Source organism: Francisella sp. AG1 (assembly GCF_057683165.1).
In genome coordinates this window covers 903,105-918,333 of record NZ_CM173135.1, presented here as the reverse complement: position 1 = coordinate 918,333, position 15,229 = coordinate 903,105, and the positions used below count along the sequence as shown (strand labels likewise).

Genomic DNA, 15,229 nt, shown 5'->3' with positions numbered 1-15,229 from the left:
CATTTCATTTTATACTTTTTTTACAAATAATGATTTTAATTTCATCGCCCCAAAGCCATCAATTTTGCAATCTATATCATGATCACCATCTACTAAGTGAATATTTTTAACTTTCGTACCAACTTTAATGACCTGAGATGATCCTTTTAATTTCAAATCCTTAATAACTGTGACAGTATCTCCATCCATGAGCGTATTTCCATTTGAATCTTTTATTTCTAATTTGTTTTCATTTATTTCATTTGGCTGCCATTCATAACCACATTCTGGGCAAATCAACAATTCACCATCACTATAGACATACTCCGACTGGCACTTTGGACATTCCGGTAAAGCAGACATATTTCAAAAACCTCTAAAAATTTGATTAATCACCACCTGCTAAATATAACATTATAAACCTCTAAATACCAATTAATGCCTACCGTCTCATTCTTATTAAAATCTTTAGCTCGTAAAATATCAATTATATTTTTTAAAATAAAATTATCTCTCTACTTATATAAATCAATAACTCATTACTAACTTATAAATAAAGATAAGACTACTAATTTAAAATAACTAGCTTTTAGATGCAAAATGACAGGAGAATTAGAAAACAATTAGATATTATTACAAGTCTACAACGTGATCAGATAGATATTCTGCAACCCCTGCTGGTGATGCTTTCATTCCCTCATCGCCTTTATTCCAACCAGCTGGACAAACTTCGCCATGTTCCTCATGAAATTGAAGTGCTTCAACCATTCTGATTATCTCATCCATATTTCTACCCAATGGAAGATCGTTAACAACCTGATGACGAACTACACCCTCTTTATCAATTAAGAAAGTACCTCTAAATGCCATACCGCCTTCTGACTGAACATCATATGCTTTAACGATTTCTTGATTAATATCAGCAACCATTGTGTATTTAACTTCACCAATACCACCTTCATTTACAGGAGTATTTCTCCAAGCATTATGAGTAAAATGCGAATCGATTGATACCGACACTACCTCTACACCCAATTCTTTAAGTCTTGCGGTTCTTTTATCTAAAGCTATAAGCTCAGAAGGGCAAACAAATGTAAAATCTAAAGGGTAAAATACTACAATTGCATATTTACCATTAATTGCTTCAGCAAAATTATAATTATCTACAATCTCACCATCACCTAGAACTGCCGGTGCATTAAATATTGGTGCTTTTTTTCCAACTAATACCATAACTTTATCCTCCATTTAGTAAATTTCATGGTTTACTTTTTTAATTTAGCGATACCAATTCTGCTCATTAATTATACTTATGTCAACACTATTTATTGTATATAATACATACATCAATAATGACTCAAATAGATTATATGCTTCTTCCTGTTAATAAAAACACTAAGCTACTAATTTTTGATTGTGATGGTACAATTGCAAACAATATGGATATTCATATAAATGCTTGGATTAAAGTCCTTAAAGAAACTCAAATAGAAATATCATCAAAAGATCTAGATAACTATCACGGCTTACCAACAGAATATATTCTAAAAGAAATATTTAATCTTGATAACAATAGCATCTCATCTATTAGCGATAAAATTAAAGAAGCATCATATGAGCTTTTAAGCAAAACCAAACCAATCCAACCAGTTATAGATTTAATTAAATATTATTATAAAAAAATTCCAATGCTAGTAATATCTGGAGGAAAAAGAAAAAACGTATATAAATCTTTGGATACTTTAGAAATCACCCACTATTTTGAAGAAATTATTACAGCTGATGATAATCACCCAGACAAAAGTAAACCCAAAGCATTTATATTACTTGCTGAAAAATATAATATTAAACCTAAATATTGCCATGTTTTTGAAGATGGTGTACCTGGACTTATTAATGCCCTAAAAGCTGGGATGACTGTTACTGATATTAGAAATATTGATTTATAATAATAACCAACCTTGAAAATTATCATGAAAAAAATAATATTATTAAACTTATTTTTATTTTCATCTTTAGCTTATACAAATATTGTTCAAAATAAGCTATGGAAAACTAAAGATATAGAAGAAAACTACCAAACAAAGTATTTTTGTAATAAAAATCTATCTAAAAAAGACTGTCAGAAAAATCATGATCACCTTAAAAATTATGGCATTAATATTAAATCATTAGCAAATAAAAATATTGAGAATATTGAACTAAATAAAGTCTCTTACAAAACTACAAATATTTTTCCTGCTTTAGGAGAAGTTACATCGAATGTCTCGGGATTATTAATGTTACCTGATATCAATAATCCTAAAGGTGTAATTTTATATTATCACCCCACTGTTTTTGATAATGCTGGTATACCATCGAATTTAGACAAAAAAAATAAAACTAGCTTAATGCTTAATACAATATATGCTGCCATATATGCAGCTAATGGGTATATAGTTGTATCACCAGATTATATTGGCCAAGGAGATGACTATAAAAACTATCATCCATATGTTCTCTTTCCTAGGCAAACAGTAAACACTGCTGTTGACATGCTCAACAATGTTAGCTCTATTATTCATAAAAAATACCCTCAGAGTAGCCAACTAAACCTCTATTCAGTTGGCTACTCTGAAGGTGGAGCATATTCAATATGGAGTGCGAAATGTCTAGGGTGGCACGGTAACTGCGAAGGTGTTAACCAATTGGATAAACTATATAAGTATAGAGCAGCAGCTGGACTTAGTGGTGCATATGATATTAGCCATATTACTCTAGACTTTATGACTGATAACAATAATTCTAAAGAATATGCTCTACATAATAAATTAATAACCTCTATACTAAAACCAGGATTGCTTGCAAATGTTTTCATGAGTTACCTTCATTATGGAAACGTTTCTAAAACTATTAATATTAAGGATTTTGATAAAGATTTTTTTGATATGAAATGTTCTACATTTGCACAAGAAAAATGCAATATTAACGGGAAGCACTATACCTTTAATAATTTATTTCTTCAAAAACATATATCTAATATAAAATTAGCTGATGCTATATTTAACAGTGCCTTATATAAAAAGTTTCCTCATCAAGAACTAGCCTCACACTATGTAGTACCAACTGGGAATAATTCAATGTATGACTTATTTAATCAAGAAATCTTTACTAATACAGAGTTATTAAAAACTATGGAAAGTGCAGATATTGTCAGCTTTGGTAAAAAAACTAGAACACCTATTTATCTATTTGCCCTAAATGAAGATTCTGTAGTTACTAGACTTAACTATGATGAATTTATGAGAAGTGCAAATGCTATTGTTGATGGGTTTGTTTTAGATAATAACAAAATTTTAACAAATACAACTGACTGGTTTCCCATACAACTTGATATAAATGAAGTAGATCATGTAACTGGTGAAATTTATGCTAACTTGTTTGCATATAAATATATAGATGATATGAATAGAGTCTATTCATAGTAAATACCTTAAATTATCTAAGTATAATAGCTAACTAAATCCCTTTTATAAAAAATATATCAATAACATAAATATTAATATTTATGCTAATATTTTCACAGGTAAATACTTCAATAAAAAAAGAATAAGGCTGATAAATTTAGAATGATAAATGCTATTACAGAAAGGACAGGTATTTTAGTAAACAAAAATGGTATAAGAAGCTTAGAAGAAGCTAATATTTTTGTTGCCGGATGTGGAGGAGTAGGATCTTTTATAATTGAAGCTCTTGCTAGAGCTGGAGTAGGAAAACTTACAATAATAGATATGGATGTAGTTGATTCTTCTAATATCAATCGCCAGCTTATAGCTTTACAAAGTACAATTGGAATATCTAAGGTAGAGGTTATGAAACAACGCATTCTCGATATTAATCCACAATGCAAAGTCAATGCCCTAGAAGATTTTATTAATCCGGATAATACAAAGACATTACTTACTGAATATAAGTATGACTATGTTATTGACGCAATAGACACCTTAAATGCTAAAGTGAACCTAGTAAAGATATCCCACGAGCTAAATCTTAAAACCATATCCAGTATGGGTGCTGGAGGTAAAACAGATCCTACTCAAATAAAAGTGGCTGATATCTACAAAACCGATGTATGCGCTCTTGCTCGAGCGATGAGAGTTCGATTAAAAAAGCAAAAAGTAAAAAAAGGTATCAAAGCTGTATTTTCAACACAAAAAAGTATAGCCCCATTACCACCAGAAGAGCCAAAACCTAATCAGCAAGGACGGTCTCGAGCTACTAATGGTACTCTTAGCTATATGCCATCATTATTTGGATTAACCATTGCTGGAATAGTGATTCAAGAGATTGTTGGGGATAATTTTAATAAGTAAAATTATTAAAAATAACTAGCAAAAAATATAGCTTACACAAAAACATATGCTTCCTATCTAAAAAATGTAAACTTTAAAACCTATAAGCTAATGTAGTCATAACCTTTGACTGTAGTTTCATAACCAACTTAATAGGTTTAGGAAGTTTTGTTCCTCCAGCTTTTTCTGCTTCAATCGCATGTTCTGATTCATCAATATACATTTGTTTAAGTATCTCACGAGAACGATTGTCATTTATTGGTAAGTTTTTAAGATGTAAATCTAAATGCTTCATCACCTGCTTTTCTGTTTCCGCAACAAATCCATAACTTAGATTATCACTTATAGATCCTGCTGTAGCGCCTATTCCAAAGGAGGCCCAATACCAAAATGGGTTAAGTAGGCTTGGAACAGCATCTAATTCCTGCAACCTCTGACCACACCAAGCTAAATGATCATACTCTTCATCAGCAGCATGGTATAAATGTTCTCTTGTAGTTACTGATTTAGCTACAGAAGCTTGACCTCTATATAAACCTTGTGCACAAATTTCTCCTGTATAATCAACTCTCATAAGTCCGGCAGAATGCTTTCTATCTGCTTCATTTAATTGTCCATCAACAATTTGTTTACTTGGAGACTCACGGTTTGGATTTAAAGGGGCTTTAGTGAAGTTTACATAATTATCCAACTCCTCAACAATTCTATCTAAAAATGACAACTTTCTCATAACTAATTTCCTAATTAATAAAACAGTACTATATATTAGCTGCTACCATTGCAAACAATATATTAAGTACTAAAAACACCCAACCAACGGTATACCCTTCTCGGATAGAAAATATTGAATAAATAGCCAAAGTGACTCCACCAATAATCATTGGCTCATTTCTGCCTAAGATTATACCAAAACATAAAGCAACAAGCCCTATAAAAGCACTCACTCTCGCTATATTTAACTTAAAATTAATAATATAGTATATAGAAAAAAACAAACCTAAAATTAAAATTAAAATTAAATTATATTTTTGCGGAAAATCACTAAAAACCACAATGGCACTTATAAACACTATCCCCTGTAACCCTCTAAAAAATGGCTCTTTTTGAATAATTGCAGAAAGAAATAAAAAGAAAGTTGCAAACAAAACTATCAAGTTTTTTTGATAAACATTAGTTTCTAATAAGCCAAACATAAACACTATTAGACCAATAACTCCTAAGCCAAGTCCTATATTTTTTATATATTTTTGTAACATAAATAAATTTAATAAGCATAATTAACCAATATTATAATTATAAATAATATATTGCGCAAAACATTTCATTGGAAAGAGTTAAATTATTAAGTTATAATTGCCCGCATTGACTCTTAGCAACTTTTTAGCATAATAAAGGAGATTTTAATGGCTAGAAAAAAAATAGCACTAATAGGTGCCGGTCATATCGGTGGCACACTTGCTCATTTAGCACTTATCAAACAACTGGGAGATGTGCTTTTATTTGATATAGCTGAAGGTATGCCTCAAGGTAAAGCTCTTGATCTACTACAAACCTGTCCTATCGAAGGTGTTGATTTTAAAGTTAGAGGAACAAACGACTTTAAAGATCTAGAAAATTCAGATGTTGTAATCGTAACTGCTGGAGTTGCAAGAAAACCAGGAATGTCGCGTGATGATCTTTTAGGCATCAACATTAAAGTGATGCAGTCTGTTGGTGAAGGTATTAAACATCACTGCCCTAATGCCTTTGTTATATGCATTACTAACCCTCTAGATATTATGGTAAATATGTTACAAAAATTTTCTGGTGTACCTGATAATAAAATAGTTGGTATGGCAGGTGTTTTAGATTCAGCTAGATTTAGAACTTTCTTAGCCGATGAACTAAATGTATCAGTTCAACAAGTTCAAGCATATGTAATGGGCGGTCATGGTGATACTATGGTCCCTCTTACTAAAATGTCAAATATTGCTGGTGTATCACTAGAGCAACTTGTTAAAGAAGGTTCATTAAAACAAGAAAGACTAGACTCCATTGTTGCTAGAACAAGAAGTGGTGGTGGTGAAATTGTTGCTTTACTTAAAACTGGCTCAGCATACTATGCTCCTGCTGCTGCTGGTATTCAAATGGCTGAAAGCTTCCTAAGAGATAAAAAAATGATTTTACCTTGTGCTGCTAAAGTAAAAGTAGGAATGTACGGACTCGATGAAGACCTATTTGTAGGTGTTCCAACCGAAATTTCAGCCAATGGTGTAAGACCTGTCGAGGTTGAAATTTCTGATCAAGAAAGAACTCAACTTCAAGTGTCTATAGATGCTGTAAAAGTTTTAAATAAAGAGGCAGCAGAGATTTTAGCAAAATAATTTCTCAAAAAGTTTAGGTAGTAATCCTTATACTACCTGACTCTTGCAAATCATTTTTTAAAGTCAACTATAATATTTCATTTTTTACTATTCTAAATTTTTTAAAAATTGATAAAATTTCATTATAAAAGCAAAACTATACTGAAATAGTATAGTTACAAATTTAATAAAATATATAAAATAGGGTTTTGTTATGTCCAAAGAAAAATACCTTGGCATTAATATTGATGTATCAAAAGATAGAGAGCTTTCTAAACAAGCTCAACAACTACTTACAAACTATTATTGTCTAGAAAATGAACCCTCTCCTCAACATGGTTTTGCTAGAGCGGCTGTAGCTTATTCATTTGGTGATATGAATTTAGCTCAGCGTATATATGATGCTGCTTCAAAAGGCTGGTTTATGTTTGCATCACCAGTTCTTTCTAATGCTCCTTTACCAGGTGCTAGAGTTAAATCTTTACCAATAAGCTGTTTTTTATCTTACGTACCAGATTCATTGGATGGACTTATTGAACATTCGGCTGAACTAAGGTGGTTATCTGTAAAAGGTGGTGGTGTAGGTGGACATTGGTCAAAAGTAAGAGCAGTCTCTGATAAGGCTCCAGGACCAATACCTTTTATGCATACTGTAGATGCTGATATGGTAGCTTATAGACAAGGTAAAACTCGTAAAGGATCTTACGCTGCATACATGGATGTTTCTCATCCTGATATTGTTGAGTTTTTAGGTATGCGTGTTCCAACTGGTGATGTAAATAGAAAATGTCTAAACCTTCATCATGCAGTAAACTTAACAGACAGTTTTATGCAAGCTGTTGCTAATAATGACGATTGGAAACTTATTGATCCTGATGATAAATCTGTCAGAGATATTGTAAAAGCACGTAAAATTTGGGAAACGATATTAGAAACTCGTTATCGCACAGGTGAACCTTATTTAAACTTCATTGATACAGCTAATAGAGCACTACCTAAATCTCAGAAAGATCTAGGCTTAACTATCAAAGGTTCAAACTTATGTAACGAAATACATCTAGCAACTGATGAAGATCGTACTGCTGTATGTTGCTTATCATCAGTAAATTTAGAAAAATATGATGAATGGAAAGACACTCACCTCATAAAAGACTTAATTCAATTTTTAGATAACGTTTTACAATTTTTTATAGATCATGCTGGTGATGAGATATCAAAAGCTAGATACAGTGCCTCTCGTGAAAGAAGTCTTGGACTTGGTGCGATGGGTTTTCATTCATATTTACAGATGCATAGAGTGGCATTTGAATCTAAAAAAGCTAAAGAATTAAATGAAGAAATCTTTAGGCGTATCAAAGAACAAGCAGTCGAAGAAACTTTGATGCTTGGTAAAGAAAAAGGTGAAGCTCCTGATATGATGGGTACAGGACGTAGAAATGCTCACTTACTTGCTATAGCGCCAAATGCAAATAGTTCTCTTATATTAAATACATCTCCAAGCATTGAACCATGGAAGGCAAATGCTTTTACTTCTCGAACAAGAGTAGGCTCACATTTAAATAAAAATAAATACCTCGAACAAGAGCTAGAAAAACTTGGCAAAAACAATGAAGAAGTTTGGTCTGACATTATCACAAATGGCGGCTCTATTCAGCAACTAGACTTTTTATCTAATGATATAAAAAGTATATTTAAAACCGCTATAGAAATGGATCAAGACTGGGTTGTTTATTTAGGGGGCGAGCGCCAAAAATATCTATGCCAAGGCCAATCACTGAATATATTTTTTCCAGCAGGGGCCTCTAGAGAGTATTTACATAAAGCTCATTTTAATGCTTGGAAATATGGTTGCAAAGGTCTGTACTATTTAAGAACAGAAACTTCTAATAGAGCTGAAAATATATCTAAAAAAGTTGAAAAACAAAGATTAGTCGAGTTCTCTGAACTTAAACAGTCAGAAAATGAATGTATAGCATGTGAGGGATAAGCAAAGCATGAATATAAAAATATACAGTAGAAATGGGTGTCCTTTTTGTATCTGGGCTAAACAATGGTTTGAAGAGAATAATATAACTTTTGAAGAAATTGTTATAGATGATTATAATCAACGTACCAAATTCTACAATGAAATGAATCAAAGCGGTAAGCTTAGCTTTCCTATTTCGACTGTACCACAAATCTTTGTTGATGATAAGCATATTGGCGGCTTTACAGAATTAAAAGCTAATGCTGATAAAATCTTAAATAAGAAGTAGGTAATAAATGATTGAAGTAAAAATATATACAAAAACAAACTGTCCTTTTTGTGATCTTGCAAAAAGCTGGTTTGGTACTAATGATATAACTTTCACACAAGTATCTCTTGATGATGATATTAAAAGAGCAAATTTTTACAATGAAATAAATAAGAATATACTTCTTGTAGAAGAGCATGTAAAAACTGTACCACAAATCTTTGTAGGTGATGTTCATATAGGTGGATATGATAGTCTGATGACTCGAGCTGGAGAAGTTATTAATCGTGTCAAAGGATCATCACTAACTACTTTGTCTAAAACATATAAACCTTTTAGCTACCCCTGGGCTGTTGACCTAACCATCAAACATGAAAAAGCTCACTGGATTGAGGATGAAATAGATCTATCAGAAGATGTGACGGACTGGAAAAACTCAAAAATAACCAAAATTGAAAAAGAATATATAACAAATATTCTAAGACTTTTCACACAATCAGATGTTGCTGTTGGTCAGAATTATTATGACCAGTTTATTCCTGCTTTTAAGAATAATGAAATTAGAAATATGCTAGGATCTTTTGCAGCACGTGAAGGAATACACCAAAGAGCTTACGCACTGTTAAACGATACATTAGGACTCCCAGACTCAGAGTATCACGCTTTCTTAGAATACAAGACAATGACTGATAAAATTGAGTTTATGATGGATGCTGATCCATCAACTCGCCGCGGACTAGGATTATGTCTAGCTAAAACTGTCTTTAATGAAGGGGTGGCCTTATTTGCATCATTTGCAATGCTATTAAACTTCCAACGCTTTGGTAAAATGAAAGGCATGGGTAAAGTCGTGGAATGGTCTATTCGTGATGAATCTATGCATGTCGAAGGAAATGCTGCTTTATTTAGAATATACTGCCAGGAAAATCCATATATTGTGGATAATCAATTTAAAAAAGAGATTTATCTAATGGCTACTGAAGCAGTAGAGCTGGAAGATAAATTTATTGATCTAGCTTATGAGCTAGGCTCTATCGAGGGACTCAAAGCTGAAGAAGTTAAAGAATACATTCGTCACATTACCGATAGAAGACTCAATCAGATTGGGCTAAATGAAATGTATAATATCGATAAAAATCCTCTTACATGGCTTGAATGGGTACTAAATGGTGCCGATCATACCAACTTCTTTGAAAACCGTGTAACAGAATACGAAGTAGCAGGTTTAACTGGCAAATGGGATTCTGCTTACTCAAGCTTTAAATAAAAATCTATCAAAATTCTCATATATCAATACCTAATATTATAATTTTTCATTAATTCTCTTGAAAAACCTCTAGCTCCTCTAAAGCTTCGAACCACTCTAATTCTATACTTTCAATTTTCTTTTTTAAAAGAGAGTGTTCAGAAATTGTTTGCTCTAGTTCTTCTTTATTATCATATAGCTTTTTATCTTGAAGAATTTCTTGAAATTGAAAATCTTGACGCTGTAATTTTTCCAAAGTTCTTTCAAGCTTTTTAGTTTTATCTTGGAGAAGTTTTAACTGCTTTCTTTTATCAGCTGATAACTTTCTAGGAGTTTTTTTTTGATTAGTACTAGACTTAGCAGCTGGTTTCTTAGTTTGATTTTCACTTTTTTTTATATTAATAATATATTTGTAATAATCCTTCATATCTCCTTCAAATGCTTCAACTTTCCCCTCTCCTACTAACATATATTCATCAACACTCGATTCTAATAAGAATCTATCGTGCGAAACCAAAATAATAGCACCTTGAAAACTTTGTAAAGCAACTGTTAGTGCTTCTCTAACACCAATATCTAAATGGTTTGTTGGTTCATCTAGCAATAAGAAATTAGGCTCTAGATAGACTATCATAGCTAATGCCAATCGTGCTTTTTCACCTCCTGAAAAAGTACCTACTTTTGCTAACGCCTTATCACCAACAAAATTAAAACTACCTAAAAATGTTCTAAGTTTTTCTTGTGTTGCCTTGGAGTTTAAACGCTGCATATGCAACAATGGAGATGCTTGTAAATCAAGCATATCTAATGAATGTTGAGAAAAGTACCCTACCTTAAGATTTGGATGTTTTTCAATCTTTCCAGATAAAACGTCAATTTCACCAATCAATGACTTAATCAATGTCGATTTACCAGCTCCATTTAATCCCAAAAGTCCTATACGCATTTCATTATAAATATTTAGCTTTACATTATTTAAGATTTTTTTATCACCATAACCGAGGTTTGAGTTTTGCAAACTGACAAGAGTTCCACCGAGGTGTTCTTTAACCTGCTTAAATTCAAAACTAAAATCTGATTCTGATTTCACAGATTCTATTCGCTGAATTTTTTCCAACATTTTTACACGACTTTGAGCTTGCTTTGCTTTTGATGCTTTTGCCTTGAATCTATTTACAAAACTCTCTAGATGCTGGATATGTTTTTGTTGCTTTTCAAATTGCTTCTGTTGAAGAATTTGTTGTTCATACACCTGTTTTTCATAAGAAGAATAATTTCCAGAATATGTATCTATATTCTTATTATCAATATGGAATATCTGCTTAATAACATTATCTAGAAAAATTCTATCATGTGAAATTAAAAGCAAAGAACCTTTATAATCTTGTAAATACTCTTCTAACCACAATACAGCGTCTAAGTCTAAATGGTTTGTTGGTTCATCAAGTAATAAAATATCTGATTCTTGTAACAGTGCTTGAGCTAAATTCAAACGAATTTGCCACCCTCCTGATAGTTCTTTAACTTTCTGTTGTAATTGACTAATACCAAACCCTAAACCTGATAATAACTTACCTGCTTGCGATTCAATAGCATATCCTCCCAAAGATTCATACTCTTCATGATATTTCGAATAATCAACATAGTTCTCAGTAGCTAAAGAATCATCCATTGCTATTTTTAAACTCTTTAAAGCTTCTATACCATTAACTACATAATCAATAACTCTTGCCTCAAAATCATCAACATCCTGTTTGACAGTCACAATACGCGTGTTCTTAGCTATTTCTATATTACCCTTATCGGCAACAATATTATTTTGAATAAGATTAAATAAGGTAGTCTTACCCGTACCATTTTTACCCACTAGACCAATCTTTTGATTAGGAAATATAGAAAAATTTATATCATTAAAAAGTTCTTTAACTTCTACCTGATAAGATACATCTTTAAAAAAAATCATTTGTTAATACTATTTATATTTATTGGAGGTAATTATATACACTATGACACAATATAAAAGTAGCTTATTTTATTGTAAATTTTATAATTACAAATATATGGTGAAATTATGGTGAATTAGAAACTCGCCAGTTACTTAATAAAAGCAATGACTAAATTAACCATTAATACAGAATATACTTTGCAGTTTATATCGATTCTTGGCTATTTTCTCAAATATGTCTGCATAATGATAAAAAAGCTCTTCTAATAAAATAGCTTAAGAACTTGATTAAACTGTGGCTGCTGAGTGTTCCAAAAAATAATATCGGCACCAATATAATCCTTATCAAAGCCATATAATTCAGTAGGTGTAAATTTTTTGGCGGTTTTAGGGTTGGTATATGTATAATCAGGTTCTTGCACTGCAATAGCAATAGTACTTAGTTCTGATTTATATTTATTAAAAAATTGATAGCTATTTTTCATCTGAGATTTTCTATTTGGAACAGTATCAGGATTACCTAAACCTATATTATTTTTAATGGCTGTATTAAATATTTTTTGCATGAAACCATGATCATTATTCCACTCACATGGTAAAAAATTTACATATTGAACAACTTTACTTTTCTTAAATTGTTGTTTAAGAAAAAGCATATTTCTTATAATTGAATCTAAATAAATATTACAAAAATCTTTGGTTAAGAGCTTATCATCAACATCTATGGCTGTTTCTGGTAAATTTATCCCCACTATCTTGCCATCAAATTGTTTTGCAAGCTGCTCTATGAGTTTATGAAATCTTTTTTCCACCTCTGGATTCCATTGTTTTGCTACCCAACCAGCACCTATAGGTTGACCTTCGCCAGCAAAATCAGTTTGCTGTATAACTCCATTACCATATTTTGAAGTTTGTAAATATTTTGGAACAGGTATGTTTTTTATATCAAAAGATCTATCTTGTAATTGAATAAATAGCTTTTTATGATACTTTTTTAGAAGTTGATAATCATCATTAATAGCAGAAAAATCATAACTATCTTTTTTTGGCTCTAATCTTTTCCAAGAATATATTATTTGCACTCCTGTAACCTCAGCTTTATCAATATAGCTAAGATGATCTTCTACGGAATCTCCACCCAGAAATAAATATAAATCAGGATTTTTTGCAAAACTTAAATTAAACACTATAAAACAAAATACAAGTAAAATTATTTTCTTCACCATCAACACCTTTGTAAAAAATAAATACATTAAAGTATAATATAAATTAATATATATCACAGCAACCAATGTAATACTATGAGCAAAACTAGAAAAATTATACACATAGATATGGATTATTTTTTTGCTCAAGTAGAAGAAAAAGCAAACCCGTCCCTAGCTAACAAGCCCTTTGCTGTGGGAGGTACAAACCCAAACCGAGGAGTAATATCAACTTGTAATTACATAGCTCGTAAATACGGTATACATTCTGCTATGCCAACCAAAATAGCCTTGCAAAAATGTCCTAATCTTATACTTTTAGATACTGATTTTGCAAAATATAGAGCTGCTTCCAAGCTAATTAGAGAAATTTTTAACTCTTTTACAGATAAGGTTGAACCATTATCATTAGATGAAGCATATCTTGATGTCACAAACATCAATAAATATCATAATAGTGCTACATTAATAGCACAAGCTATTAAAAACCAAATATTTGAAGAAACAGGACTTACAAGTTCTGCAGGTATTGCTCCAAATAAGCTTCTTGCAAAAATCGCAAGTGATATAGATAAACCCAATGGGCTTTATGTAATAACACCAAATCAAATCAATAAATTTATAGAAAACTTGTCAGTTAAAAAACTTTTTGGTGTAGGAAAAGTCTCTCAAATAAAGCTAAAACAAATGTCTATCGAAACCTGTTTAGAGCTACAGCAAGTTAGCTTAAATATACTAATTAATAAATTCGGTAAATTCGGTAATAGCCTATATAATTACTCCAGAGGAGTAGATGATCGTATAGTTAACCCTACAAAAATACGTAAATCAATAAGCGTTGAAAATACTTATTTAGAAGATTTAAAAACACTAGATGAATGTTTAGCGAAACTACCTATTTTATATAAAAAATTAACTAAGCGGATATCCAGTACATATATAAACCGTATTGTTGGAGTATTTATAAAATTCACTGATAATAAATTTAATAAAACTAGCATAGCAAAATCACTTAAAAATATTAATAATGATATAGTTAATCTGATAATATTGTGCTAAAGACGTGAGTAATAGCATCAGATAAATTATCAAAAGAATTATTTACTTTTCTTAAAATTCTTTTAAAATTGGCCCAAATTTTTTCTATAGGATTTAAATCAGGAGAATAAGCAGGAAGGTATAGTATCTGTATATCCAGTATACTCTAGCGGTGCTATAATCTTCTTTTCTAAATAGTTATAACCAGCAACTATACTTTTTCTCTGAGTTTGATAAGCAATAACTTCACCATAGCTAGGTTTACCAACAAGAGACCATCCTCTTAGTACAGACTGTTTATTATCCATACCCATTTCATCTAAATATACAAGTTTGTTAGGTTCAATAGTCTCAACAACCTCTATAAAACTTTGCCTATCTTGTTCTTTTCTTTGCTTATATTTAGGTGTCTTTTTTTAAAACTAAAACCAAGTCTGGTAAGACAATCATAAAATGTGCTTCTAGGTATTTCAGGAGCTAATGCTTCTCTAATATCTAAAGCCATTGCATCTGGATATGTTCTTAAGTAGCTTTCTATCGCTTCCTTATCTGTAAAGGTTGCTACTCTACCGCAACCCAAGCCTTGCTTAGATTTATAATCACCAGTTGTCTCGTATAAGTTTATCCAAGATCTAGTAGTACGGATATCTATATTAAAAAAATTACTTAGCTCTTTGTCTGTTAGGCCTTCTTTATATTTAGTTATTACGATACCTCTGAAATCTTGGCTATATGATGACATTTTTTCTAAATATTATAACATTATTGTCAAATAACTATCGGATTAACTATATATTCTCAAGCTTAGTTACCGAGCTATATAAAAAACAGAATAATTCAATTCGCTTAATTGGTATCGGAGTAAAACTTAGTGAAACTGATAACTTACAATTAAATCTTTTTGAATAG

15 protein-coding genes and 1 pseudogene are annotated in these 15,229 nt (G+C 31.2%); 9 read left to right on the top strand and 7 right to left on the bottom strand.

The features are described from left to right. Positions 1 to 9 precede the first annotated feature (9 nt). Together ACR0PV_RS04685 and ACR0PV_RS04680 are read right to left on the bottom strand one after the other, a co-directional pair. On the bottom strand, positions 10 to 342 hold the full coding sequence (locus ACR0PV_RS04685; RefSeq protein ID WP_488173802.1) for a zinc ribbon domain-containing protein YjdM: 333 nt from the start codon (positions 340 to 342) through the stop codon (positions 10 to 12). Positions 343 to 612: 270 nt separating this feature from the next. Continuing rightward, positions 613 to 1,212: a peroxiredoxin gene (locus ACR0PV_RS04680; RefSeq protein WP_488173801.1), complete on the bottom strand. Its 600-nt coding sequence runs from the start codon at positions 1,210 to 1,212 to the stop codon at positions 613 to 615. A 137-nt stretch (positions 1,213 to 1,349) separates the two neighbouring features. Here ACR0PV_RS04680 and ACR0PV_RS04675 point away from each other — a divergent pair, with 137 nt between their 5' ends. The 3 genes from ACR0PV_RS04675 to ACR0PV_RS04665 all read left to right on the top strand — a co-directional run bounded on the left by ACR0PV_RS04675 (position 1,350) and on the right by ACR0PV_RS04665 (position 4,331). Next, positions 1,350 to 1,928 carry an HAD family hydrolase gene (locus tag ACR0PV_RS04675; protein WP_488173955.1) on the top strand — a complete coding sequence of 193 codons (579 nt, stop codon included), beginning with the start codon at positions 1,350 to 1,352 and terminating at the stop codon, positions 1,926 to 1,928. Positions 1,929 to 1,952: 24 nt separating this feature from the next. Next, positions 1,953 to 3,443, top strand: a complete 1,491-nt coding sequence (locus tag ACR0PV_RS04670) for an alpha/beta hydrolase family protein (protein WP_488173800.1) — start codon at positions 1,953 to 1,955, stop codon at positions 3,441 to 3,443. Positions 3,444 to 3,587: 144 nt separating this feature from the next. Then, the gene (locus ACR0PV_RS04665) at positions 3,588 to 4,331 is read left to right on the top strand and encodes a tRNA threonylcarbamoyladenosine dehydratase (protein ID WP_488173799.1); all 744 of its coding nucleotides are present in this window, start codon (positions 3,588 to 3,590) and stop codon (positions 4,329 to 4,331) included. A 73-nt stretch (positions 4,332 to 4,404) separates the two neighbouring features. On the opposite strand, the gene coq7 is transcribed toward ACR0PV_RS04665, so the two are convergent. Both coq7 and ACR0PV_RS04655 read right to left on the bottom strand, forming a co-directional pair. Beyond that, positions 4,405 to 5,040 (bottom strand): 2-polyprenyl-3-methyl-6-methoxy-1,4-benzoquinone monooxygenase, encoded by a 636-nt coding sequence (gene coq7, locus ACR0PV_RS04660; RefSeq protein ID WP_488173798.1) that lies wholly within the window; start codon positions 5,038 to 5,040, stop codon positions 4,405 to 4,407. Between the two features lie 28 nt (positions 5,041 to 5,068). Continuing rightward, the gene (locus tag ACR0PV_RS04655; RefSeq protein ID WP_488173797.1) at positions 5,069 to 5,566 is read right to left on the bottom strand and encodes an MFS transporter; all 498 of its coding nucleotides are present in this window, start codon (positions 5,564 to 5,566) and stop codon (positions 5,069 to 5,071) included. A gap of 147 nt (positions 5,567 to 5,713) precedes the next feature. Between ACR0PV_RS04655 and mdh the strand changes: the two genes are divergently transcribed. The 4 genes from mdh (at position 5,714) to ACR0PV_RS04635 (ending at position 10,153) form a co-directional block, all read left to right on the top strand. Continuing rightward, a complete protein-coding gene (mdh, locus tag ACR0PV_RS04650; protein ID WP_488173796.1) occupies positions 5,714 to 6,673 on the top strand; it encodes a malate dehydrogenase in 960 nt (319 codons plus the stop codon). A gap of 193 nt (positions 6,674 to 6,866) precedes the next feature. After that, positions 6,867 to 8,639: a ribonucleoside-diphosphate reductase subunit alpha gene (locus tag ACR0PV_RS04645; protein ID WP_488173795.1), complete on the top strand. Its 1,773-nt coding sequence runs from the start codon at positions 6,867 to 6,869 to the stop codon at positions 8,637 to 8,639. A 7-nt stretch (positions 8,640 to 8,646) separates the two neighbouring features. Continuing rightward, on the top strand, positions 8,647 to 8,907 hold the full coding sequence (locus ACR0PV_RS04640) for a glutaredoxin (protein ID WP_488173794.1): 261 nt from the start codon (positions 8,647 to 8,649) through the stop codon (positions 8,905 to 8,907). Between the two features lie 7 nt (positions 8,908 to 8,914). After that, positions 8,915 to 10,153 carry a ribonucleotide-diphosphate reductase subunit beta gene (locus ACR0PV_RS04635; protein ID WP_488173793.1) on the top strand — a complete coding sequence of 413 codons (1,239 nt, stop codon included), beginning with the start codon at positions 8,915 to 8,917 and terminating at the stop codon, positions 10,151 to 10,153. Positions 10,154 to 10,202: 49 nt separating this feature from the next. Here ACR0PV_RS04635 and ACR0PV_RS04630 read toward each other — a convergent pair whose 3' ends face one another. Together ACR0PV_RS04630 and ACR0PV_RS04625 are read right to left on the bottom strand one after the other, a co-directional pair. Beyond that, on the bottom strand, positions 10,203 to 12,095 hold the full coding sequence (locus tag ACR0PV_RS04630) for an ABC-F family ATP-binding cassette domain-containing protein (protein ID WP_488173792.1): 1,893 nt from the start codon (positions 12,093 to 12,095) through the stop codon (positions 10,203 to 10,205). Between the two features lie 245 nt (positions 12,096 to 12,340). Then, on the bottom strand, positions 12,341 to 13,300 hold the full coding sequence (locus ACR0PV_RS04625) for a hypothetical protein (protein WP_488173791.1): 960 nt from the start codon (positions 13,298 to 13,300) through the stop codon (positions 12,341 to 12,343). A gap of 78 nt (positions 13,301 to 13,378) precedes the next feature. Here ACR0PV_RS04625 and dinB point away from each other — a divergent pair, with 78 nt between their 5' ends. After that, positions 13,379 to 14,341, top strand: coding sequence for a DNA polymerase IV (gene dinB / locus ACR0PV_RS04620; protein ID WP_488173790.1), 963 nt, complete (start codon positions 13,379 to 13,381; stop codon positions 14,339 to 14,341). Here dinB and ACR0PV_RS04615 read toward each other — a convergent pair. Next, positions 14,319 to 15,062, bottom strand: a pseudogene (locus ACR0PV_RS04615) (transposase). The gene dinB and the pseudogene ACR0PV_RS04615 sit on opposite strands and share 23 nt — an antisense overlap. Between ACR0PV_RS04615 and ACR0PV_RS04610 the strand changes: the two are divergent. Beyond that, positions 15,053 to 15,229: a hypothetical protein gene (locus ACR0PV_RS04610; protein ID WP_488173789.1), complete on the top strand. Its 177-nt coding sequence runs from the start codon at positions 15,053 to 15,055 to the stop codon at positions 15,227 to 15,229. The pseudogene ACR0PV_RS04615 and the gene ACR0PV_RS04610 sit on opposite strands and share 10 nt — an antisense overlap.

Coding starts and splice junctions, on each gene's coding strand:
- mdh (WP_488173796.1), top strand. CDS start 5,714: ATGGCTAGAAAAAAAATAGCACTAATAGGTGCCGGTCATATCGGTGGC.
- ACR0PV_RS04670 (WP_488173800.1), top strand. CDS start 1,953: ATGAAAAAAATAATATTATTAAACTTATTTTTATTTTCATCTTTAGCT.
- ACR0PV_RS04630 (WP_488173792.1), bottom strand. CDS start 12,095: ATGATTTTTTTTAAAGATGTATCTTATCAGGTAGAAGTTAAAGAACTT.
- ACR0PV_RS04640 (WP_488173794.1), top strand. CDS start 8,647: ATGAATATAAAAATATACAGTAGAAATGGGTGTCCTTTTTGTATCTGG.
- dinB (WP_488173790.1), top strand. CDS start 13,379: ATGAGCAAAACTAGAAAAATTATACACATAGATATGGATTATTTTTTT.
- ACR0PV_RS04645 (WP_488173795.1), top strand. CDS start 6,867: ATGTCCAAAGAAAAATACCTTGGCATTAATATTGATGTATCAAAAGAT.
- ACR0PV_RS04675 (WP_488173955.1), top strand. CDS start 1,350: ATGCTTCTTCCTGTTAATAAAAACACTAAGCTACTAATTTTTGATTGT.
- ACR0PV_RS04680 (WP_488173801.1), bottom strand. CDS start 1,212: ATGGTATTAGTTGGAAAAAAAGCACCAATATTTAATGCACCGGCAGTT.
- coq7 (WP_488173798.1), bottom strand. CDS start 5,040: ATGAGAAAGTTGTCATTTTTAGATAGAATTGTTGAGGAGTTGGATAAT.
- ACR0PV_RS04685 (WP_488173802.1), bottom strand. CDS start 342: ATGTCTGCTTTACCGGAATGTCCAAAGTGCCAGTCGGAGTATGTCTAT.
- ACR0PV_RS04635 (WP_488173793.1), top strand. CDS start 8,915: ATGATTGAAGTAAAAATATATACAAAAACAAACTGTCCTTTTTGTGAT.
- ACR0PV_RS04665 (WP_488173799.1), top strand. CDS start 3,588: ATGATAAATGCTATTACAGAAAGGACAGGTATTTTAGTAAACAAAAAT.
- ACR0PV_RS04610 (WP_488173789.1), top strand. CDS start 15,053: ATGATGACATTTTTTCTAAATATTATAACATTATTGTCAAATAACTAT.
- ACR0PV_RS04655 (WP_488173797.1), bottom strand. CDS start 5,566: ATGTTACAAAAATATATAAAAAATATAGGACTTGGCTTAGGAGTTATT.